A 20,748-nucleotide genomic window follows, 5' to 3' on the forward strand; every position below is an offset into this window, starting at 1 on the left:
TGGTACTTCGTCGCACTTGATGCAGCCACTTGCACTCAGTGCAAAAGCGTGCGTAGAGTGAACCCATGAGCAAAATCGACTACCACCGACAGACCGTCATCGTCACCGGCGCCAGCTCCGGCCTCGGCGCCGAATTCGCCCGCCAGCTGGCCCGCCGTGGCGCGAACCTCGTACTCGTGGCCCGCCGGGCGGACCGGCTGGAGAGCCTGGCCGCCGAACTCACCCGCGCCCACGGCATCACGGTGACCGCCGTCGCCCGCGACCTCGGCCGGCCCGACGCCGGCCGCACCCTGCGCGCCGAACTCGAGTCCCGCGGCATCTACGCCACCGGCCTGGTCAACAACGCCGGCTTCGGCACCCACGACGCGTTCACCGACGAGGATCCCGACCGCCTGCAAAGCATGATCGCGCTGAACGTCAGCGCGCTGGTCGACCTCACCCGTGCCTACATCGACCCGCTGACCTCCGCCGACACCGGCGTCCTGATCAACGTCGCGAGCCTGCTGGGCTTCCAGCCGACCCCGTACATGGGTGTCTACGGCGCCACCAAGGCCTTCGTCCTCAACTTCACCGAATCGCTGTGGGAGGAGACCCGCGGCACCAACCTGCGCGTCCTGGCCGTGAACCCCGGCGCGACCCGGACCGAGTTCTACGACGTCGCCGGCAGCACCGCCGACTACGGCACGAAGCGGGCCACCCCCGAGCAGGTCGTGAAGATCGCCCTCGACACGCTCGACCGCCGATCCGCGCCCCCGTCGGTGGTCACCAACGGCCGGCCGGTCGCTCTCCTCGGAAGGCTCCTGTCGCGCCGCTCGATGGTCCGGCTCATGGGCTGGATGGACCGCCGCCAGCGCCCGCAGCACCCCGCGCCCGCCGCCCTCGTCAACAGCTAAGGAACACGATCATGACCATCACCGACGTCACCAGCCAGCCCACCGACGCGGAGCGCTTCCTTCACATCCTCCATACTCAGCGCGCCGCCTACCTCCGCGACGGAGCGCCCTCCCTGGAGGCGCGGCGCAGCGATCTGACCAGGTTCAGGGCGGCGCTGATCGCCCGGCGCGGCGCCATCGAGGAGGCGATCAACGCCGACTTCGGACATCGCTCGCGACACGAGAGCGCGCTGATGGAAGTCGTGGGCGTCGTGCAGGGCATCGACTACCTGCAGCGCAACCTTCGGCGGTTCATGCGTCCGACCCGCCGCCACATCGAGCTGCTGCTGCGTTTCGGCAGCAACCGCATCGAGTACCAGCCGCTCGGTGTGGTCGGCGTCATCTCGCCATGGAACTATCCCGTCAACCTGTCGCTGATGCCTGTCGTCACCGCGATCGCGGCCGGCAACCGCGTGATGCTCAAGCCGTCGAAGCTGACCCCGGCGACAAACGCGGTGCTCGCGTCAATACTCAGCGAACTCTTCCCGCCGGAGCAGGTCACGATGGTCAGCGGCGACGGCTCCGCGTTCTCCTCTCTGCCGTTCGACCATCTCGTCTTCACCGGCAGCACCGAGGTCGGGCGAGCCGTGATGAAGGCGGCCGGCGACAACCTCGTCCCCGTCACGCTGGAACTCGGCGGCAAGTCGCCGACCATCGTGGCCAAGGGACACGTCCGGGACCAGGCCGTGTCCGACATCGTCTTCGGCAAGCTTCTCAGCGGCGGGCAAACCTGCATCGCGCCCGACTACGCTCTGGTGCACGAATCCGAGATCGACGCCTTCATTGCCACCTACGACAGACTCGTGAAGACCGCCTACCCCGACGGTCCCACCAGCGACGATTACACCTCGATCATCGACGACAAGCAGTACAAGATCCTCACCGGCCTGATAGATGACGCCCGCGCTCACGGAGCGCGGATCATCGAGGTCGGACACCGGCCGGGCGACGCGGCCCGCCGTCCGCACACCCTCGCACCGACCGTCGTGCTCGGCGTCACCGACGACATGCGCATCGCCCATGAGGAGATCTTCGGTCCCATCCTGCCGATCTTTGGTTACCGCGACATCGACGACGCCATCAACTACGTCAACGCACGACCGCGGCCGCTCGCGCTCTACTACTTCGGAGACAACGGCCCAGAGCGGCGCAAGGTCCTTGACCGCACGACCTCCGGAAACGTCACCATCAACGGCACCATCATGCACGTCGCGCAGGACGACCTCCCCTTCGGCGGCGTCGGCGCCTCCGGGATGGGCAAGTACCACGGCATCGAGGGATTCCGCACGCTCAGCCACCCCAAGGGCATCTACGTCCAAGGGCGCTGGAACGCCACCCGCCTGCTGCGCGCACCCTTCAACAAGCGCACCGAAACCCTCCTTAACTTCCTGCTCCGGTAAATGGGGGCAGCAGGCGCCCGCCACCCCTGAGCCCCCTACACGCAGGTGCGGCCGCCCCTTTGTCGAGACCGATCAGAGGATCGGCGGGAAGGGGTTCACCCCGAGCGGCAACGTCGAGCACCAGGACGCACGACCGCCCGTGCAGCGGCAGGGCCTGGCCGAGATGCACACCTCCGCAAGGAGGCCACCGATGGCTGATCATGACCTCGTTCTCGTCACGTCGCCGGCGGCATAGACCGCCTCGTCACCGAGCGGCTGTGCGCCAAGAACGTGCCGGTCCGCGTGGATTCGCCGTGAGGACGACCGCGCGGCCGAGGTGCGGGCATGGGGCGCCGAGGTCGTCGCCGGGGGCACCTCAATCGTCACGACCATCGCCCAGCCGGGCTCCGAGCTCGCCTCGGCAACAGATGAGCACCCGATGACGGTTGCCAACCGTCGCAAAATTGAAAGGAGAAGGGGAGGAGGTACCTGCAAGGGCACCGTGTCCCCGACCGCCATGAACAAGATCGACTACCGCACCCAGACCACATTGATCACCGGCGCGAGTGCCGGCCTCGGCGCGGAGTTCGCCCGCCAGTTCGCCGAGCGCGGCTCGAACCTCGTGCTGGTCGCCCGCCGCGCGGACCGGCTTCAGGCCCTGGCCGACGAACTGTCCGCAAAGTACCAGATCACTGCCACGGTGGTGCCCTTCGACCTCACCGCGCCGGCCGCGGGTGAAGCGCTGGCCAAGGAGGTGGCCCGGCGCGGGATCACCGTCACCAGCCTCGTCAACAACGCCGGCTTCGGCACCCACAGCCCGTTCCGCCAGGAGGACCCGGCACGCGTCCAGCAGGAGATCGGCCTGAACGTGGCCAGCCTGGTCGACGTCACCAGGGCGTTCATCGACCAGCTGACCGGTGTCCTGGTCAACGTCGCCAGCTCCCTCGGGTACCAGCCGTGGCCGAATGCCGCCGTCTACGGGGCGACCAAGGCGTTCGTGCTGAACTTCACCGAGGCGCTGTGGCAGGAATCGCGAGGAACCGGCCTGCGCGTGCTCGCCCTCTCCCCGGGCCCGACCCGCACCGAGTTCTTCGACACGGCCGGCTCCGACGACATGGCCCGCGGTGTCCGGCTGCAGACCCCGCGTCAGGTGGTCACCACCGCACTGCGCACGCTGGACCGGCGCAACCCGCCGCCCAGCGTCGTCTCCGGCACCTTCAACTGGGTGATGACCCTGACCTCGCGCTTCACCACCCGCCGAGCCAACGTTTTGGCCTTCGGCGCGATGACCCAGTGGCAGATGCGCTCGCGTCGGCCTAATCACTGACACTCTCCGGACCACTGTCAATTGGAGGGCCCCGACTTCTGCCGCATCGGCGAGACCGCGACCTGACCACGGGCGACCGGCTGGTTCCCCACAGGGGGCGGTCACGACAGTGATCCAGGGGGTTGCCGAGTGGTCACCGTGTTCCCCTGCGGTTGTGCAAACCGAGGCTTGAACCCCAGAGAGCTCCCGGGCCTGCAATGGCGCCGTCCGGTCACCTCACTGATGTAACTGTGCTGTCCAGACCGGAGTAAGTCATGAATGGAATCCACCCCTTCCGCGTGCTGCGTGCCAGACCCCTCTGGATGGCAAGCGGCGTCATCACAGGTGTCCTCGCGATCCTGTTCGGCATCTTCTACGTCGGCCCCAATATCGATCCGGCCGGACATACGAAGAATCTGCCGGTCGGCCTGGTCAACTCCGACAAGGGGGCCAGTGTTGGCGGCAAGCAGGTCAATCTCGGGGCGCAGATCACCGGGTCGATCAAGACGTCCACCGCGAGTGGCGGCAAGATCGACTGGAGGGTGATGGACGAGAAGGAGGTGACGGAGGAACTCGGCAAAGGCAAGCTGTACGGCGCGCTGGTCGTCCCCGCTGACTTCACCTCCTCCGTCGCCTCGCTGACCGGATCCTCGGCAGCCGATAATCCGGTCCGTCCGCAGCTGACGGTGCTTACCAACCAGTCCGCAGGCAGCATAGGCTCCAACGTCGCCCGGCAGGCGACGACGACGGCGGCCCAGGGCACCTCGCTCCAACTGGGCAAGCAGTTGACCGCGCAGACCCAAGCTCAGCAGGTCAAGTCGCCGACGGCGGCCCGCGTCCTGCTGGCCGATCCGGCCGCGGTGACCGTCAAGGACGGGCATCCACTCTACTCACACAGTGGCCTGGGCCTGTCGGCGTTCTACTACGCGCTCGTCCTCGTGGTCTGCGGCATGCTCTCCGCCAACGTCATCAGCGGTCAGGTCGACCACGCCCTCGGTTACACCCACAACGACATGGGCCCGCTGCGCATCCACCGCCCGCTGATCAAGGCCACGCGCGTGCAGAGCCTAGCCATGAGCAGCACCCTCATGGCGGCCCTGTCCCTGCTGATGGGCACCCTGGTCATGGTGGGAACGATCGGCATCATGGAGATGGACGCCTCCCACCTGCCGCTGCTGTGGTTGTACTCGGTGGCCGCCATCGCCGTCTCCGGGATCGGCGCCCTTGCCCTGCTCGCCGTCTTCGGCACCCCCGGCATGCTGGTGGTCACGCTGGTCTTCATTGCGATGGCCGTGCCGACGGCCGGCGCTACCACCCCGATCGAGTCGCTGCCCGGCTTCTACCGCTTCCTCGCGGAGTTCGAGCCGATGCGCCAGATCGTCGGCGGAGTCCGCTCGATCCTCTACTACGACGCACAGGGCGACGCGGGCTTGACCCGGGGCTGGGTCATGATGGCCGCCGGCCTCGCGGCAGCCGCACTGTTCGGCTTCGGCATGACGGGCTGGTACGACCGCAAGGGGCTGCACCGTACCCCCGCGGAGACGCAGCACAAGGAACCTGCCGTCAAGGCGTAGCGGACCGTACTCACGCACACCAGACGGGGCCATTGTGCAGAGCGGCCCTTGGTGCGCGTCGCTGCGTGGGGACGGGAGGCGTGCACACCCCAAGGGTTCTGCGGCGGTGCTCACGCAGCCGCCGCCGAAGCCTCGCTCGGGCTGGGATGCCCTTCGGTCATGATGTTCGGCACCCGCCGTCGCCCGAGCTCCACACCGGAAACCGATCGGTTTTCTTTGGTTGGAGCTGAGTTGACCTCAAACCATGCGAGCATGCGCCGGGCCTGGTCGTAGTAGGGCTTCAACTCTCCTTATCGAGCGGACGGGTGCGAGGTGACACACCGGCGGGTGGGCGCGGTCCGCACCGGACTCGGGGTGCCGGACAGGCGGTCTGCCGGACCCGTGAGGGGTGTCACCTCGTCACGTCCTGACGGTTTAGTCGAGTGTCGTTGTGGAGCCGGACGGCGACCAGGCGGGCGTGTCGATCGGCGAGTAGTACGCGTCCTTGCGATCCAGACGCAGCATTCGGCGACTGGCGCGCTCCTGGACCACTTCCGCGTCGAGCGGCGTCTCGAACGCGTTGTCCACGACGGTGTATTCGGCGGCGAGTCGTCCCACCGGAGCGATGGCACCGAAGTCGATCCGGCCGCCCACATAGAGGTCGTCACGGACGTAGAAGCGCACCACGTTGCCCCAGACGACGTTGTTGAGGCCGTCGGGCGACGAGAAGATGTGCTCGACGGTGCACTCGAACGCGATGGGCGCGCCCTTGATACGCGGCGGACTAACGGCTTCGGACGGCACCTTTTCCAGCCCGACCGCGTCGAACTCGTCCACATCGGGCTCGAACTCGAAGGCGCTGCGGTTCAGTCCCTCGATCTGCGGCAGAGTGGCCATGTTGGTGACGAACTCGCCGGTGTCACGGATGTTGACGAAACTGTCCTTGAGTGTGGCCCCGTCCGAGCGAGGCTGGAACGACAGGGAGATCCGGGGCGGTTTGCGCCCGACGACCGTGAAGAAGGAGACGGGGGCCAGGTTGCCCACGCCTTCGGTGGACAGGGTGCTCACCCACGCGATGGGGCGAGGAATGACACTGCCGATGAGCAGCTTGTAGGCGGACTTCGCGTCCAGGTCGGCCGAGTCGATGATCATGTGGTGTCCCTTGGCGGTGAGTGTAGGGGGAGAGTTGCGGGTCAGCGGCCCTTGAAGGGCAGTACGGGGCGGGGGCGGCCCTCCTTGAGGGCCTTGGCGGCGGAGTCCAGGCCGTCCTTGACGTCCTCGGTCTCGAAGAGCGGGACGGCGAGGTCGGACAGTTGCTGGTCGGCGGCCGGGATGCCGCCCGTGGTCCAGGAGCGCAGCAGCGCCTTGTGCGCCACGTGCGCCCGGGTGGGGCCTGCGGCGATCTTGCGGGCGAAGGACTCGGCTTCGGCGCGGAGTTCGTCGTCCGGGACGATGCGGTTGATGACGCCGGCCTCGGCCATGACCGTGGCGGGTACCTGCTCGGAGGTCAGTGCCCATTCGTAGGCGCGGGCCCGGCCGGCCCGCTCGGCGACACGCTGGATCCCGCCGAGGATCGTGACGATGCCGAGCGACTGCTCGGGATGGCCGAAGCGGGCGCTTTCACCGGCGAGGATGATGTCGGCCCGCAGCGCGAGCTCGAAGCCGCCGCCATAGCACAGCCCCTGCACCGCGGCCACGACCGGGATCGGAAGCTGTTCGAACCGGTTGATCACCGCCAGGGCGTGGTCGAAATCGGCCTGCAGGCCGGCGCGGTCGGCGCCGACCCAGGGGCGGAAGTCGCCGCCGTGACTGAAGTCGGGCCCCTCGGCCCGCAGTACGACGGCGCGGGCCGGGCTGCGGGTGATGGCGTCGACGGTGTCGCTTAGTTCCCGGGTGAACTCGGGCGCGAAGCGGTTCTGCGGGGGGTTGTCGAGGACGATCGTGGCGACGTCGCCGTCGAGGGAGTGGGTGAGTACGGACATGGGACTTCCTTGGCTCGGGACAGTGCGGACGGGGTCGCTGTCAGTCAGGTGAGGTGCTTGCCGGACCAGTCCAGGGCGGACTGCGCGGCGATGGGGGACTGCGTGCTGCGCGGGGCGTAGTGGCCACCGCCGATGAACGTCAGCCGCTCGGGTTCCAGGGCTCGTTCGTGGGACGTCAGCGCGAGGTCGGTGGGGGATGAGGTGGTCGTCGTGGCCGACGATCATGAGGGCAGAAGTCGCATCAGCCCCTCGACGTAGCGGAAGCTGAGCGGGATGCGGTGGTACACCATGCGCAGTGGGAGATCACCTCGACCGGATACCGGTGCCCCCTGTACGACGGCCACGTACTGCCCGACGACCACCCGGTCGACGGCGGGTACCGCGTCCAGACTGCGGCACCTCGGTGGTGTAACCGACCGTGACAGGTCGCGGTCACCCGCCTGGGGAGGCGGTTCCAGCAGCAGCCGGAACCGCCTCTATTTCACAAGCCGGTCGAGGCCGCGTCCGGGTCGAGGTGGGTGCGGAACCATGAGAGCGCGGCGCCGCTGGATTCCTCGAAGTGCACCTTGTAGGCGTCGAAGTGCCCACCGGGCAGCAGCACCAGCTCCTTCGGGGCCAGCGCCCGCTCGAACGCGGCCAGCTGGATGTCGGCCGGGATGACCGTCTCACCGGTCCCGACGATCATCATGAGCGGCTTGGGCGAGACCCGAGTGATCCATACGCCCGGCTCGTACAGCCGCGCGGCCCGGCTGGAGCGCGCCGTCACCGTGTTGTTCTCGCGGCCCGGCGGAACCAGGTCACGGTAGAACCGCAGCGCGTCCGGGCTGGTGTACAGGGCCGGGTCGGCCGGGTCGTCGCCGATGGAGGTCTGGTATCGCAGTTCGCCGCCGGCGGCCAGGGCGCGTTCGTCCTCGGCCTGGGCGAGCTCGAAGGCGGCGATTCGCTCCGGCGGGACCTTGCGCTGCCACTGCTCGAATCCGCTGATGGTGGGCACCTGCGACACCACGGCCTTGATCCGCACGTCGGTAGCGCCGAGCACGATCGCATGACCGCCCGCGAAGCTCGTGCCCCACACCCCGATGCGGTCCGCGTCGACCTCCGGCCGGGCCTCCAGGAAGCTGATCGCGCGGCGCCAGTCCGCGATCTGACGCCACGGCTCGATGTCGTTGCGGGGCTCGCCGTCGCTGGCGCCAAACGTGCGGTGATCGTGGACGAGCACCACGAACCCGGCGTCGGCGAACTTGCGCGCGTACGGGGCGAGGCCCATCTCGCGGTTGCCGCCGAATCCGTGCGCCATCGTGATCGCCGGGCGCGGGCCCTCGGCGTCCGGCAGGAAGAGCCAGCCGCGCAGAGTCACGCCCCCGTCCGCCGTGAACTCTACGTCGATGCGTTCTGTCATGGTTATTCGCCTTCCGTGAAGCTGAAGTACTCGGCGGGGATGAGGCCGGCCTCGATGAGTGGTCCCCCGACCTTCGCGTTGATCTGCACCACGGCACCGAGGGGCCGGTGGTGGATGGCGATCTCTGTGATGAGCCCTTCGTCATCACGCGTGAGGATCGTGATCCCCTTCATCTCGAACCCGCCGAACGCGGCGGCCTCCCACTCCAGATACGTCCGCGGGCCGTCCTGCACCTTCCGGACGAACTCGAGCCGTTCGTACACGGAGCTCACCGCGGCCATGAGGGCCTCGACGTGCTCCTTGCGCTCGACCGGCTTGACGAGTGCGCTCGCCTCCATCCGCACGTTCGGCGAGAGCGCCGCCGCGAAGGAGTCCTGGGTGCGCTGCTCGAACGCGGCCGTCCAGGCCTTGGCAGAGCGGCCGTCGGCGGATTCCGACGCGATCTCCTCGACGACCGTGGTGATGACGGCGGCGACCGCCGCCGGGTTCTCGACGTGCGCCCAGTGACCCGCACCGGCGATCGTCTGCGAGGCGGCGCCGGGGAAGCGGGGCGCGACATACGCGGAGACGATCTCTTCCGTGACGAAGGGGTCGTTCTCGCCGCGCAGGACGGTGACACTCCCGTGGAACTTGCTGGGCTGCTGCCCGTCCGGATGGCCGTTGTTCCACGCCGTCGCCGTGTCGGAGATCGTCGACGGGGCGATATGCAGCGTCACTTGGGCGAGCCGGTCGTTCTCCTCGGGCGGGAACGCGGTGGCGAGCGCACTGCGGAAGGCGCGCTGTGCGTCGAGTCCGAGATCCGGTGCCTGGAAGGGGGCGATCTGCTCCGGGGGCAGGTGAGTGCCCGCCAGCGGGATCGGATTGACCAGGACGAGCGAGCGCACCTGATCGGCCAGGCGGGCGGCGACGAGCTCGGCGATCTGGCTTCCCATACTGTGGCCGACGAGCACGACGGGGCCCTCCGTCGCGCGCACGACGCTCTCGAGGTCATCGGCCCAGCGGGCGAGCGTGAACGGCCCTTGATCCGAGGCGCGCGCCCCCATGCCGGCGAGCTCGAACGTGATCGAGCGGATCGACCGCTCATCGAGGACTGTGCGGACGCTGTTCCAGATGGCGCTGTCGTCCAGGTATCCGTGGACGAGTACCGCGGTCGGTGCCTGCGTCGCTGGGCTGTTCATCTCGTGTCTCCTTTGACGATCGCTCTCCTGCGGCGACGAATCGGAGCCAGTGGCTCTCGAGATTCTTGGCCGACGCGAGCTCTATGACGTAAGCATAGGGTCTATGCTTGCGTCAATGTCATCGCTCTGTGATCGACGGAACGAGGCCCGGGCCTGCCGGCTTCCTCTGCGTTCCGGCCGGAGTGGGAGCGACCATCCGAGATTCCGAGGAGTCCACCAATGACGTCGAACGCATTGACTTACGCCGTGCACATCGCGGACGGCATGCCGACCACCAACTCCGACGTGCCGCCCGATCTCACCGAGCGTTCCTGGTCGCCGACGTCGAGCACCCTCGTCTCGAACGGGGGAGAGGCGCTGCTGGTGGATCCGCTCTTCACGATCGCGCAGTCGGAGCGCCTGCTGCAGTGGCTCAGCGAGCGTGACGCTCCGCTGACGAGCGTGTACGTCACACACGGCCACGGAGACCACTGGTTCGGTCTCGGAGCCGTTCTGCAGCAGTACCCCGGCGCGCGCGCCTACGCGCTGCCCGAGGTCGTCGAGGACATGGCCTACCAGTCCTCGCCCGAGGTCCTCAAGGCGGTCTGGCGCGCATGGTTCCCCGAGCAGATCCCTGAGCAACTGGTGCTCGCCGAACCGCTTGAGGGTGAAGTCCTGACCGTGGGCGGGGCGGAGGTCCGCCCGGTCCGCCTGGGACACACCGACAGCGACAACACCACCTGCCTGCACGTCCCCGACCTGGGGCTGGTCGTCGCGGGCGACGTGATCTACAACAACGTGCACCTCATGCTCGCGGCATCGGACGCAGACGGGCGAGACGAGTGGCTGAGGGCCCTCGACACGGTCGAGGCGCTGGCGCCGACCGCGATCGTCGCGGGGCACAAGGATCAGACCGCCGATGACGATCCCCGTCATATCGAGGAGACCCGCCGCTACATCCTCGATTTCAACAGCGGGGTGCGCCGCACCGGCAGCACCCTCGAACTCTACGAGTACATGCTGGAGCGTCACCCGTCGCGCATCAATCCCGGTGCGCTGTGGGGCTCCTGCCGGGCAGCGAAAGGCTGAGCAGGCGGAGCGTCGGGCGGGCGGCCTGCGGCGCGCTACGCGCGCGCGGCCGCCCGACGCTGCCGCGAGGCCCGCAGGTTCACGGCGTTACCGCAGATGCGCACGTCATGCCAGACGCCGTTGTTGGGGTTCGTGCCGTCATAGAACGCGACTGAGCAGACCCGGTTACGGCACATCTTCAGACGGCGCCACGTACCCGTCAGTTGCGCGTTCGTGATCTCGTTTAGCACGGCCGCGACTACCCACCCGACATCCTTGCCGCGCGGCGCCAGCGAGAAGACGCCATCGGCGTCGATCCGCACCTCGAGCGTGCCGCTCACCCCCTTCGGCGCGGGTCGGACCGGAGCGTCGCGCACCGCACCCGACACCGTCATCTGCAGCGACGCGCGTAGCTGCTGAAGCCGCACCAGCCCCGGTTCATCGACCTCGATCGCCGGCGCCTCCGCCCCGGTACGTCGACTCCATTCGTCCAGTGCGCTGGTGAGCCATGACGTCGCAAATTCCGGCGTCGAGAGCAGGTCCTCGAGCGCGGGCTTGCCGGCGGCGCGAGTGTTCAGCACCTCCTGGACGAGGATGAGCGGTCCGGTGGCGATGCGGTCGGTGTAGCGCTCGCTCGCGAGTTCAGACATAGGCATAGCTTATTAGCTCCAGTCTTCATTGGCGAGGAGAGCGGGATCGCCGCTGAAGAGACCCTAACGGCGATGCCGTGCGTTCGACGCGCCGGCGGGTGTGCGGCACCGCGCGGTGACGGTAAGAGCGGGGGCGCTGCACTCCACGCTCATTGAGCCTGCCCGAGGCGACCGTGGTGTGGTATGACGTAAGCATAGAGGTTATGCCTACGTTAGATGGTGTCGATCGTCGTGCACTGTCACCATGCGGGCCGGCCATGTGAAATCGCTTGAGAGGTCGCGCGATGCCCGAACGCGTGGAGGAACAATGATCGACAAGACCGTCGAGGACACCGCAGCCGCCGTCTCGGGGATCCGTGATGGCGCCACCGTGATGATCGGTGGGTTCGGCCGCGCGGGCCAGCCGGTGGAGCTGATCGACGCACTCATTTCCCACGGCGCACGCGACCTGACCGTCGTCAACAACAACGCGGGCAACGGCGACACGGGTCTTGCCGCGCTTCTCGCGGCGCGACGGGTACGGAAGATCATCTGCTCGTTCCCGAGGCAGAGCGACTCGTGGGTGTTCGACGGCCTCTACCGCGCCGGAGAAATCGAGCTGGAGCTCGTGCCACAGGGGAACCTCGCCGAACGCATCCGCGCCGCGGGCGCCGGCATCGGCGCCTTCTTCTCGCCCACGGGCGTCGGCACGCAGCTCGCGGAGGGCAAGGAGGTGCGCACGATCGACGGCCGCGGCTATGTGCTCGAGTACCCGATCCGAGCTGATGTCGCCTTGATCAGCGCCCTGCGGGACGACCGCTGGGGCAACCTCGTCTACCGCGAGACCGCCCGCAACTTCGGCCCGATCATGGCGGCCGCGGCGGCCACCACCATCGCCCAGGTCGACCAGATCGTGCCGCTCGGGGACATCGACCCCGAGACCGTTGTGACGCCCGGCATCTTCATCGACCACGTCGTCGCGGTGGGAGAGCGCCGCTGGCTCGACGAAGGCGTGTTCGTCGGCGGCGTCGGCATCGAGGGGAGCCCGCTGGCACAGGAGGAGAGCCGATGAGCACGCGCATCAGCCGCACCGACCTCGCTCGTCGCATCGCGGCCGACATCCCCGAGGGATCGGTCGTGAACCTCGGTATCGGCGCCCCCACCCTGGTGGCCAACTACCTGCCGGACGACACGGAGGTCGTTCTGCACACCGAGAACGGAATGCTCGGCATGGGGCCCGCACCCGAGCCCGAAACCGTCGACCCCGACCTGATCAACGCCGGCAAGCAGCCAGTCACCGCGCTCAAGGGGGCGGCGTACTTCCACCACGCCGACTCCTTCGCGATGATGCGCGGCGGCCACTTGGACGTATGCGTGCTCGGCGCGTTCCAAGTATCAGAAACCGGCGATCTCGCGAACTGGTCGACCGGCGAGCCCGGCGCGATTCCCGCCGTCGGCGGAGCGATGGATCTCGCGATCGGCGCGAAGTCGGTCTACGTGATGACCGACCTGCTCACCAAACAGGGCACGCCGAAACTCGTCGCCGCCTGCACCTACCCGCTGACCGGAGTGCGCTGCGTGACCCGCGTCTACACCGATCACGCGGTGTTCGATGTCACGCCCGACGGACTGCGCGTGCGCGAGACGTTCGGCGACAACACGGTGGACTCCCTGGCCGCCCTGACCGGCCTCAACCTCGCCGACGTCACCGACGCTGCGGCATCCCTGGAAGGCATCTGACATGCCTGCGAGCTTCGTGTACGACGCCGTTCGCACCCCCTTCGGACGGTACGGCAAAGCCCTCGCCGACGTGCGCCCCGACGACCTCGCCGCGATCGTCATGCGCGCGACCGCCGAGCGCACGGGCCTTGATCCCGTGCGCATCGACGACGTGATCTTCGGTGATGCGAACCAGGCAGGCGAGGACAACCGCGACGTGGCACGCTTCGGCGCGCTGCTCGCCGACTTCCCCACCTCCGTCCCGGGAGTCACCGTCAACCGCCTGTGCGGGTCCTCGGTCGAAGCCGTCATCCAGGCGTCACGAGCCGTCGAGGCCGGAGACGCCGACATCGTGCTCGCGGGCGGCGTGGAGTCGATGAGCCGCGCGCCGTACGTCGTCGAGAAGAGCACCAAGCCGTTCCCCGCAGGTAACCAGACGATGTGGAACACGTCGATCGGATGGCGCATGGTCAACCCTCGCTTGCCGAAGGAATGGACGATCTCCAACGGCGAGAGTGCCGAGAAGCTTGCCGGAATCCACCGGATCTCACGTGAGGAGCAGGACGCGTTCGCGGCGCGCAGCCATCGTCTGGCCGCCCGAGCATGGGCGGACGGCATCTTCGACCGCGAGATCGTCCAGGTCGACGGCCACCACCTCGCCCGCGACGAAAGCATCCGCGACGAATCGACTGTCGAAGTACTCGCCGACCTGCGCCCGGCGTTCTCCGCCCATGGCACGGTGACCGCCGGGAACTCGTCACCCATCAACGACGGCGCCTCCGCCGTGCTCGTCGCCCGCGAGGGTGTGCTCGACGGTGAACCCCTCGCCCGCATCGCCGGCCGCGCGGCCTTCGGCAATGACCCTGACGTCTTCGGAGTCGCTCCCGTCGAGGCGGCCAACCGGGCACTCGCCCGTGCCGGGCGCACATGGGCCGACGTCGACTTGGTCGAGCTGAACGAAGCATTCGCTGCGCAGTCGCTCGCCTGTCTGCGGCTGTGGAGCGACCTCGACCCACAGAAGGTGAACGCGTACGGAGGTGCGATCGCGATGGGGCATCCGCTCGGAGCGTCCGGAGGGCGCATCATCGGTCGCGCGGCCCACGAACTCGCCCGCCGGGGTGGTCGTATCGCAGTCGTGGCGATCTGCATCGGCGTCGGCCAAGGTCTCGCCGTCGTGCTCGAGAGGTGAAGGGCGGTCGAGCTGAGGACCGGAGCCGGTCGCAGCGTCTTTGCACCGAGCGGTAGGCGGCGACACCGGCTGTCCGGCGCCAATGGCGTACGAGGTCGCAACCGATGCCGACCTGGAGGAGACGAAGCCCGTTGTCCTCCACCATTGTTTCGGTCGCACGGGTGCGGAGCATCGCGAGTAGGCGATGAACACAGCGCCGCTCTCATGGAGGTGGCCCGTGTGCGAGGCGGTCCTGCTGCTTACCCGGGGATCTATTCGGCCTGGTGAGAAGGGTGGTGTCGGTCGGTAGCGCGCATCTACGCTGCGTGCGGCAGTGGCCGACATCGACAGTCTGCCCCAGCTGGCGGTGGAGATAGGGCTACCTGGAGGAGATGGTCTCGCGCTCGTTCTCCCCAGATTCTCCCCGCGGGCCCATTTCGCTCTCGCGTAGGCCCGTCGACGTACACAAACACCGAGGTCAGGTATGCAATTCACGACTCGTCCCACGCTGAGCGGCACCTTCGGCATGGTGTCCTCCACCCACTGGCTCGCCTCGCAGTCGGCGATGGCCGTGCTGGAGGACGGCGGCAACGCCTACGACGCGGCCGTGGCGGGCGCGTTCGTGCTGCATGTCGTGGAGCCGCACCTCAACGGTCCGGCCGGCGAGGTGCCGATCCTGCTGGCCCCGGCCGGCGGCGAGGTGCGGGTGCTGTGCGGGCAGGGCGTCGCACCGGCGGGGGCGACCGTCGCGCACTACCGGGGCCTCGGCTTGGACCTCGTGCCCGGCACCGGGCCGCTCGCCGCCGCCGTACCGGGAGCTTTCGACGCCTGGATGCTGCTGCTGCGCGACCACGGCACCAAGTCCCTCGCCGACGTCCTGAAGTACGCCATCGGGTACGCCGAGCACGGGCACGCGCCCGTGGAGCGCGTCGGGGAGACCGTCGAGACCGTGCGCGAGCTGTTCGAGACGGAGTGGACCTCGTCGGCCGACGTGTACCTGCCCGGTGGGAAGGCACCCCGCCCCGGCGAGCTCTTCGGCAACCCCGCGCTCGCCGCCACCTGGAAGCGGCTGCTCGGCGAGACCGCCGGGGCCGGCGACCGGGAGACCCGGATCGAGGCCGCGCGGCAGGTGTGGCGCACCGGATTCATCGCCGAGGCCCTCGCCCGCCAGGCCGCGCGCCCCACCCTGGACACCAGCGGCACCCACCACACCGGCACCCTCACGGCCGCCGACCTCGCCTCCTGGTCCGCGACCTACGAGACGCCGACGACGTACGACTGGAACGGCTGGACCGTGTGCAAGCCCGGCCCCTGGAGCCAGGGCCCGGTCCTCCTCCAGCAGCTCGCCCTGCTCCCGCCCGAGCTGCCCCCGTACGGCTCGGCCGACTACGTCCACCTCCTGGTCGAGAACTGCAAACTCGCCATGGCCGACCGGGAGGCCTGGTACGGGGACGCCGCCGACGTGCCGCTCGACGACCTGCTGTCCGACGAGTACAACACCGCCCGGCGTGCCCTCGTCGGCGAGCGGGCCGACCACGACCTGCGGCCCGGCGGCCCCGGCGGACGCACCCCCAGGCTGTGCGCGCACGCGCGCGTGGCGGCCGCCGCCCAGGAGGGCTTCGACGCCCTGGGCGCCGGCGAACCGACCGTCGCCAAGAGCCCGGCGTCCCCCGTGCCGGGCGAACCGGAGATCCTCGGCGACGGGACCACCCGGGGCGACACCTGCCACCTCGACGTCGTCGACCGCTGGGGCAACATGGTCTCGGCCACGCCCAGCGGCGGCTGGCTCCAGTCCAACCCCGTCGTGCCCGAACTGGGCTTCCCGCTCGGCACCCGGCTCCAGATGACCTGGCTGGAGGAGGGACTGCCCGACTCCCTCACTCCCGGCCGTCGCCCCCGCACCACGCTGACGCCCTCGATCGCCCTGCGCGAGGGCGTGCCCGTGATGGCGTTCGGCACCCCGGGCGGGGACCAGCAGGACCAGTGGCAGCTGCACTTCCTCCTCGCCGTCGCCCTGCGCGCCCGGGTCCGCGGCGGCCTCGACCTGCAAGGCGCGATCGACGCCCCCAACTGGCACAACGACAGCTTCCCCGGTTCCTTCTACCCGCGCGGCATGCGCCCGGGGAGCCTCACCGTGGAGTCCCGCTTCGACCCGGAGGTCGTCGCGGAGCTGCGGCGGCGCGGCCACGAGGTGACCGTCGGCGGCCCCTGGTCGGAGGGCCGGCTGTGCGCGGTCGCGCGGGACCCGGAGACCGGCGTCCTGTCGGCGGCGGCGAACCCGCGCGGCATGCAGGGCTACGCCGTCGGCAGGTGACCCGGAGGGCCCGGCGCCGTCCGGTCCGCACGGACCCGCCGCTGTTCATCGTTCATCGCGATGCCATCCGGGGTGCACCCGGAGGGTGGGGGCTGTCAGTGGCACGTGTTGTCATGGAGGGGTGATCGACAGCAACGAAACCATCGAAGAGTTTCTCGTAGACATCGCCTCCGACGTCGAGGAGGCGATCCGCAAGGCCGCCGCCACCGAGATCATGCCCCGCTGGCGCCGGCTCGCCGCGCACGAGGTCGACGAGAAGAACGGCCCGCACGACCTGGTGACGGACGCCGACCGCAAGGCCGAGCTGTACCTGACCGACGTTCTGGCCGACCTGCTGCCCGGCTCGGTCGTGGTCGGCGAGGAGGCGGTCCACGCCAACCCGGCGTCGTACGAGGCGATACGCGGCGACGCCCCGGTCTGGATCGTCGACCCGGTCGACGGGACACGGCAGTTCGTGCACGGCGACGCCGGGTTCTGCACCCTGGTCGCGCTGGCGCACGGCGGCACCGTGCTCGCCTCCTGGACCTACGCCCCCGCCCGCGAGCAGTTCGCCACCGCCCGGCGCGGCAAGGGCGCCTACCTCGACGGCGAGCGGCTGTTCGCCGGTGTGCCGGAGCCCGGCCGCGACCTCCGCGTGGCCACCTCCCACCCGTACTACACGACGGACGAACAGAAGCACGCCCTGCTCGGCCTGCGTGCCGACGGTGTGGCGCCGCGCCCGTGCGGCTCGGCCGGACTGGAGTACCTCGCCATCGCCCGCGGCGAGTTGGACGCCACGGCCTTCTCCTGGGAAGCCGCCTGGGACCACGCCGCCGGGCTGCTCCTGGTCGAGGAGGCGGGCGGCACCCACCTGACCCGCACGGGCGAGCCGTTCCGCATCACCGGCGGCAACGACCTTCCCTTCACCGCGGCCCGCGACGCGGCCACCGCCCGCCATGTGGCGGGACTGCTGTCGGGCGGGGCGTGACGGTCACCGACCGTACACGGCTGGTCGCTCGACAGGCGCTCCAGACGCCCTCCAGGCGTCCTCCGGGCGTCTCCCAGGCGTTGTCCTGGCCGGAAATCACCCGCGGCCGGTGACTGTCAGTCCCCGGGCATATCCTGACCTTCAGTGGCCGTCGGCTGACGAAGGGGTCCGAGGTGCCGTCGATGCTCGATGCCGTCGTAGTGGGTGCGGGGCCGAACGGACTGACCGCGGCCGTGGAGCTGGCCCGCCGCGGTTTCTCCGTGGCCGTCTTCGAGGCCCGGGGCACCGTGGGCGGCGGAGCCCGCACCGAGGAGCTCACCCTGCCCGGCTTCCGGCACGACCCGTGCTCGGCGGCGCACCCGCTGGGCATCAACTCACCGGCGTTCCGCGCCCTGCCGCTCGAGAGATACGGCCTGGAGTGGCTGCACGCCGAGCTGCCCATGGCGCACCCCTTCCCGGACGGCACGGCGGCCGTGCTGTCCCGGTCGGTGGGCGAGACGGCCGCCTCCTTCGGGCCGCGCGACGCCGGGGCGTACCGCAGGCTCGTCGAGCCCTTCCTGCCCAAGTGGGACACCCTGGCCCGGGACTTCATGTCCCTGCCGCTCACCGCGCTGCCCCGCGACCCGGTCACCCTCGCCCGCTTCGGGCTCGTGGGCCTGCCCCCGTCGACCCTGCTGACGCGCCGCTTCCGCGACGAGCCGGCCAGGACGCTGTTCGCCGGGCTCGTCGCCCATGTCATGGCACCGCTCGGCGGCTTCGCCACCGGCGCCATCGGCCTGGTCTTCGCCCTCGCGGCGCACGCCCGCGGCTGGCCCGTCGCCCGCGGCGGCTCCCAGACCCTCTCCGACGCCCTCGCCGCCTATCTGCGCGACCTCGGCGGCAGCGTCCACACCGACTACGAGGTCAAGCGCCTCGACGACCTGCCCCCGGCCCGGGCGTACGTCTTCGACACCTCGCCCACCGCCCTGGCCCGCATCGCCGGTTTCGGCGACTACTACGCCGACTACCGCTACGGCCCGGGCGTCTTCAAGATCGACTACGCGCTGGACGGGCCCGTGCCGTGGACCGCGAAGGAGGCCCGCGTCGCCGGCACGGTCCAGATCGGCGCGAACAGCGCGGAGATCGGCGCCGCACTGCGCGCGGCGTCCCGGGAGGGCCGGGCCCCCGCCAAACCGTTCCTGATCACGGTCCAGCCGAGCGTCGTCGACCCCACCCGGGCCCCCGCGGGCAAGCACGTCTTCTGGGCCTACGGCCATGTCCCGCACGGCTGGACCGGCGACCTCACCGACGCCATCGAACGCCAACTGGAGCGCTTCGCCCCAGGGTTCCGCGACCGTGTCCTGGCCCGCGCCACCGCCGGCCCGCGCGAACTCGCCGCCCGCAACGCCAATTACGTAGGCGGAGACATCGCCTCCGGCGCGGTCTCCGGACTCCAGCTCCTACTGCGCCCCAAAGTGACCCCGTTCCCGTACCACACGCCTCACCCGGCCGTCTTCATCTGCTCGTCGGCGACCCCGCCCGGCCCCGGGGTGCACGGCATGTCCGGGCACAACGCGGCGAAGGCGGTCTGGAGGCGACTGAGGCAGTCATGACCCAATGCCGAACACTTGCTCAGTGCTCCACTCTTCAGGGCGGAGGTGCAGGGCATCCTGCCCGTAGTGGCCTGGAGAGGCGCAGCGGTATGGCTAGGATCGCTTTGTCCGACAACAGAGTTGTCGGACCTACCGCCGGACGGGCGGGAAGTCAGGCCTGCGGAGGCCGTGTAAGACCGACCCTCACCGGTCGGCGGTGGCCCGTGAAACAGGAACCCATGGTGGTACCGCGTAGCGGTACGGACCGGAATCTCCTGCCCTCGGGCAGGAGAGGGCGTCAACGCGAGTCCCTCCGCGTCGCCGACGGACTCGGCGCCCGCACCGTCGCCTTCCCGGCGATCTCCACCGGCGTCTACGGCTATCCGATGGAGGAGGCCGCGGGAATCGCGGTGGACACGGTGCGCACCGCGCGGACCGATGTCGAGGAGGTCCGGTTCGTCCTCTTCGACGCCCCGGCGTACGAGGTGTTCGCCGCGCGGCTCCGCTGAGGCACCCGCGCATTCAGACCGGCTCGGGCTCGAAGTGCCGCAGCAGGTCCCGGCCCGGCTGGACCACGCCGTAGCTGCTCTCCGGTACGGCGTTCCAGACCCCGGGCAGATCGCCCAGCGGCTCCGACACGACCAGCCGGGTCTCCTCGGAGACATGCCTCAGGAACGCGAGGTCGGGGTGGAGGGCACGCACGTCGTCCACCCGGCTGCTGTAGTACAGCGACCGCGAGTCCCCGCCGCTGGAGTACCGGAAGAACCACACCCGTTCGCCGTCGGTCACCGCGATCGTCATCTGCAGCGGCTGCGGCACCCCGTGCTCGTGTCCGAGCCGCTCGACGAGCCCCGCCATCCGGGCCACCGCGCCCGGCGGGTCGCTGTCGAGCCCGAACGTGAGGGCCACGTGGAACATCACCTCGGAGTCCGTCGTGCCCTCCAGCGCCGGGAACAGCGCCGGGTCCACGGTCAGCATGAGATCCCGGCGCAGGTCGTGGAACCCGGAGATCGCCCCGTTGTGCATCCACAGCCAGCGTCCGTGGCGGAAGGGATGGCAGTTGGTCTGCTGCACGGTCGTCCCGGTGGAGGCGCGCACATGGGCGAAGAACAGCGACGAGCGGACATGGTCGGCGATCTCCCGCAGATTGCGGTTGCTCCATGCCGGACCGGTGTCGCGGATGACGGCGGGCGTCCGCAGGTGCCACGCGTACCAGCCGATCCCGAAGCCGTCGCCGTTGGTGGTCTCGACACCCATCCGCGCGTGCAGGCTCTGGTCGATCAGCGAGTGCTGCGGCCGGTAGAGGACGTCGTCGAGCAGCACGGGGGTGCCCGAGTAGGCGAGCCAGCGGCACATGGCAGGTACCCCCGTTCCGAGCCGCCCGGGCGGTGCCGCACGGCTGCGTGGGTGGTGCGGGTGGACCTCAGCGAACCCCGGTCGTCCCGCGGGCGCATCGCCCGTGGCGGGTGGTTGCGCGGCGCACGCCCCCCCCCCGGGCCCGCCCCCCCCCGGGGGGGGGGGGGGGGGGGGTGGGTGGGGGGGGGGGGGGGGGGCGCGCGGGGTGTGTTGAGGCGGGCGGCGGACCAGGGGGGGGCCCAGGCCCG

Annotated in this window: 19 protein-coding genes and 1 pseudogene; 12 read left to right on the plus strand and 8 right to left on the minus strand. The window is 69.7% G+C overall.

Annotated elements, in window-relative coordinates; translation table 11 throughout:
* Nucleotides 1-65: 65 nt before the first annotated feature.
* From ACIBK5_RS35500 to ACIBK5_RS35515, 4 genes are all read left to right on the plus strand, one after another.
* Nucleotides 66-893 carry an SDR family NAD(P)-dependent oxidoreductase gene (locus ACIBK5_RS35500; RefSeq protein WP_399026222.1) on the plus strand — a complete coding sequence of 276 codons (828 nt, stop codon included), beginning with the start codon at nt 66-68 and terminating at the stop codon, nt 891-893.
* 11 nt (nt 894-904) lie between these two features.
* A complete protein-coding gene (locus ACIBK5_RS35505; RefSeq protein WP_399026224.1) occupies nt 905-2,332 on the plus strand; it encodes a coniferyl aldehyde dehydrogenase in 1,428 nt (475 codons plus the stop codon).
* Between the two features lie 496 nt (nt 2,333-2,828).
* A complete protein-coding gene (locus ACIBK5_RS35510) occupies nt 2,829-3,638 on the plus strand; it encodes an SDR family NAD(P)-dependent oxidoreductase (protein WP_399026225.1) in 810 nt (269 codons plus the stop codon).
* Between the two features lie 254 nt (nt 3,639-3,892).
* Nucleotides 3,893-5,191 carry a DUF3533 domain-containing protein gene (locus ACIBK5_RS35515; protein ID WP_399026226.1) on the plus strand — a complete coding sequence of 433 codons (1,299 nt, stop codon included), beginning with the start codon at nt 3,893-3,895 and terminating at the stop codon, nt 5,189-5,191.
* A gap of 110 nt (nt 5,192-5,301) precedes the next feature.
* On the opposite strand, the gene ACIBK5_RS35520 is transcribed toward ACIBK5_RS35515, so the two are convergent.
* From ACIBK5_RS35520 to ACIBK5_RS35545, 6 genes and pseudogenes are all read right to left on the minus strand, one after another.
* Nucleotides 5,302-5,475, minus strand: coding sequence for a hypothetical protein (locus ACIBK5_RS35520; RefSeq protein ID WP_399026228.1), 174 nt, complete (start codon nt 5,473-5,475; stop codon nt 5,302-5,304).
* Between the two features lie 130 nt (nt 5,476-5,605).
* Entirely contained in the window at nt 5,606-6,322 is a 717-nt protein-coding gene (locus tag ACIBK5_RS35525; RefSeq protein WP_399026229.1) for a flavin reductase family protein, read from the minus strand.
* 41 nt (nt 6,323-6,363) lie between these two features.
* The gene (locus ACIBK5_RS35530) at nt 6,364-7,152 is read right to left on the minus strand and encodes an enoyl-CoA hydratase/isomerase family protein (RefSeq protein WP_399026231.1); all 789 of its coding nucleotides are present in this window, start codon (nt 7,150-7,152) and stop codon (nt 6,364-6,366) included.
* A gap of 239 nt (nt 7,153-7,391) precedes the next feature.
* Nucleotides 7,392-7,492: pseudogene (locus ACIBK5_RS35535) on the minus strand (IS6 family transposase); the annotation flags it as partial.
* Between the two features lie 141 nt (nt 7,493-7,633).
* Nucleotides 7,634-8,551, minus strand: coding sequence for an alpha/beta hydrolase (locus ACIBK5_RS35540; protein WP_399026234.1), 918 nt, complete (start codon nt 8,549-8,551; stop codon nt 7,634-7,636).
* Between the two features lie 2 nt (nt 8,552-8,553).
* Entirely contained in the window at nt 8,554-9,729 is a 1,176-nt protein-coding gene (locus tag ACIBK5_RS35545) for an alpha/beta fold hydrolase (protein WP_399026236.1), read from the minus strand.
* 219 nt (nt 9,730-9,948) lie between these two features.
* Between ACIBK5_RS35545 and ACIBK5_RS35550 the strand changes: the two genes are divergently transcribed.
* Nucleotides 9,949-10,797, plus strand: a complete 849-nt coding sequence (locus ACIBK5_RS35550; protein ID WP_399026237.1) for an MBL fold metallo-hydrolase — start codon at nt 9,949-9,951, stop codon at nt 10,795-10,797.
* A 35-nt stretch (nt 10,798-10,832) separates the two neighbouring features.
* Here ACIBK5_RS35550 and ACIBK5_RS35555 read toward each other — a convergent pair whose 3' ends face one another.
* On the minus strand, nt 10,833-11,426 hold the full coding sequence (locus tag ACIBK5_RS35555; protein ID WP_399026239.1) for a CGNR zinc finger domain-containing protein: 594 nt from the start codon (nt 11,424-11,426) through the stop codon (nt 10,833-10,835).
* A gap of 307 nt (nt 11,427-11,733) precedes the next feature.
* On the opposite strand from ACIBK5_RS35555, the gene ACIBK5_RS35560 reads away from it, so the two are divergent.
* The 7 genes from ACIBK5_RS35560 to ACIBK5_RS35590 all read left to right on the plus strand — a co-directional run bounded on the left by ACIBK5_RS35560 (nt 11,734) and on the right by ACIBK5_RS35590 (nt 19,653).
* Nucleotides 11,734-12,477: a 3-oxoacid CoA-transferase subunit A gene (locus tag ACIBK5_RS35560; protein WP_399026241.1), complete on the plus strand. Its 744-nt coding sequence runs from the start codon at nt 11,734-11,736 to the stop codon at nt 12,475-12,477.
* Complete coding sequence (locus tag ACIBK5_RS35565) at nt 12,474-13,145, plus strand: 3-oxoacid CoA-transferase subunit B (RefSeq protein WP_399026243.1); 672 nt, start codon at nt 12,474-12,476, stop codon at nt 13,143-13,145. The genes ACIBK5_RS35560 and ACIBK5_RS35565 overlap by 4 nt, the downstream gene beginning before the upstream one ends.
* Nucleotide 13,146: 1 nt before the next feature.
* Nucleotides 13,147-14,313: a thiolase family protein gene (locus ACIBK5_RS35570; protein WP_399026245.1), complete on the plus strand. Its 1,167-nt coding sequence runs from the start codon at nt 13,147-13,149 to the stop codon at nt 14,311-14,313.
* Nucleotides 14,314-14,776: 463 nt separating this feature from the next.
* A complete protein-coding gene (locus tag ACIBK5_RS35575; protein ID WP_399026247.1) occupies nt 14,777-16,606 on the plus strand; it encodes a gamma-glutamyltransferase family protein in 1,830 nt (609 codons plus the stop codon).
* A gap of 121 nt (nt 16,607-16,727) precedes the next feature.
* On the plus strand, nt 16,728-17,573 hold the full coding sequence (locus tag ACIBK5_RS35580) for an inositol monophosphatase family protein (protein WP_399026250.1): 846 nt from the start codon (nt 16,728-16,730) through the stop codon (nt 17,571-17,573).
* A 182-nt stretch (nt 17,574-17,755) separates the two neighbouring features.
* Complete coding sequence (locus tag ACIBK5_RS35585) at nt 17,756-19,165, plus strand: phytoene desaturase family protein (protein ID WP_399026252.1); 1,410 nt, start codon at nt 17,756-17,758, stop codon at nt 19,163-19,165.
* 218 nt (nt 19,166-19,383) lie between these two features.
* On the plus strand, nt 19,384-19,653 hold the full coding sequence (locus tag ACIBK5_RS35590; protein ID WP_399026254.1) for a macro domain-containing protein: 270 nt from the start codon (nt 19,384-19,386) through the stop codon (nt 19,651-19,653).
* 13 nt (nt 19,654-19,666) lie between these two features.
* Here ACIBK5_RS35590 and ACIBK5_RS35595 read toward each other — a convergent pair whose 3' ends face one another.
* Nucleotides 19,667-20,500 (minus strand): class II glutamine amidotransferase, encoded by an 834-nt coding sequence (locus tag ACIBK5_RS35595; RefSeq protein ID WP_399026256.1) that lies wholly within the window; start codon nt 20,498-20,500, stop codon nt 19,667-19,669.
* Nucleotides 20,501-20,748 lie beyond the last annotated feature (248 nt).

The organism is Streptomyces sp. NPDC050546 (genome assembly GCF_044457425.1).
Classification (GTDB): domain Bacteria; phylum Actinomycetota; class Actinomycetes; order Streptomycetales; family Streptomycetaceae; genus Streptomyces.

What these genes read in the sequence shown, in the direction of transcription:
- ACIBK5_RS35500 (WP_399026222.1), top strand. Translation starts at nt 66, where the DNA reads ATGAGCAAAATCGACTACCACCGACAGACCGTCATCGTCACCGGCGCC.
- ACIBK5_RS35505 (WP_399026224.1), top strand. Translation starts at nt 905, where the DNA reads ATGACCATCACCGACGTCACCAGCCAGCCCACCGACGCGGAGCGCTTC.
- ACIBK5_RS35510 (WP_399026225.1), top strand. Translation starts at nt 2,829, where the DNA reads ATGAACAAGATCGACTACCGCACCCAGACCACATTGATCACCGGCGCG.
- ACIBK5_RS35515 (WP_399026226.1), top strand. Translation starts at nt 3,893, where the DNA reads ATGAATGGAATCCACCCCTTCCGCGTGCTGCGTGCCAGACCCCTCTGG.
- ACIBK5_RS35525 (WP_399026229.1), bottom strand. Translation starts at nt 6,322, where the DNA reads ATGATCATCGACTCGGCCGACCTGGACGCGAAGTCCGCCTACAAGCTG.
- ACIBK5_RS35530 (WP_399026231.1), bottom strand. Translation starts at nt 7,152, where the DNA reads ATGTCCGTACTCACCCACTCCCTCGACGGCGACGTCGCCACGATCGTC.
- ACIBK5_RS35540 (WP_399026234.1), bottom strand. Translation starts at nt 8,551, where the DNA reads ATGACAGAACGCATCGACGTAGAGTTCACGGCGGACGGGGGCGTGACT.
- ACIBK5_RS35545 (WP_399026236.1), bottom strand. Translation starts at nt 9,729, where the DNA reads ATGAACAGCCCAGCGACGCAGGCACCGACCGCGGTACTCGTCCACGGA.
- ACIBK5_RS35550 (WP_399026237.1), top strand. Translation starts at nt 9,949, where the DNA reads ATGACGTCGAACGCATTGACTTACGCCGTGCACATCGCGGACGGCATG.
- ACIBK5_RS35555 (WP_399026239.1), bottom strand. Translation starts at nt 11,426, where the DNA reads ATGTCTGAACTCGCGAGCGAGCGCTACACCGACCGCATCGCCACCGGA.
- ACIBK5_RS35560 (WP_399026241.1), top strand. Translation starts at nt 11,734, where the DNA reads ATGATCGACAAGACCGTCGAGGACACCGCAGCCGCCGTCTCGGGGATC.
- ACIBK5_RS35565 (WP_399026243.1), top strand. Translation starts at nt 12,474, where the DNA reads ATGAGCACGCGCATCAGCCGCACCGACCTCGCTCGTCGCATCGCGGCC.
- ACIBK5_RS35570 (WP_399026245.1), top strand. Translation starts at nt 13,147, where the DNA reads ATGCCTGCGAGCTTCGTGTACGACGCCGTTCGCACCCCCTTCGGACGG.
- ACIBK5_RS35575 (WP_399026247.1), top strand. Translation starts at nt 14,777, where the DNA reads ATGCAATTCACGACTCGTCCCACGCTGAGCGGCACCTTCGGCATGGTG.
- ACIBK5_RS35585 (WP_399026252.1), top strand. Translation starts at nt 17,756, where the DNA reads ATGCTCGATGCCGTCGTAGTGGGTGCGGGGCCGAACGGACTGACCGCG.
- ACIBK5_RS35590 (WP_399026254.1), top strand. Translation starts at nt 19,384, where the DNA reads ATGGTGGTACCGCGTAGCGGTACGGACCGGAATCTCCTGCCCTCGGGC.
- ACIBK5_RS35595 (WP_399026256.1), bottom strand. Translation starts at nt 20,500, where the DNA reads ATGTGCCGCTGGCTCGCCTACTCGGGCACCCCCGTGCTGCTCGACGAC.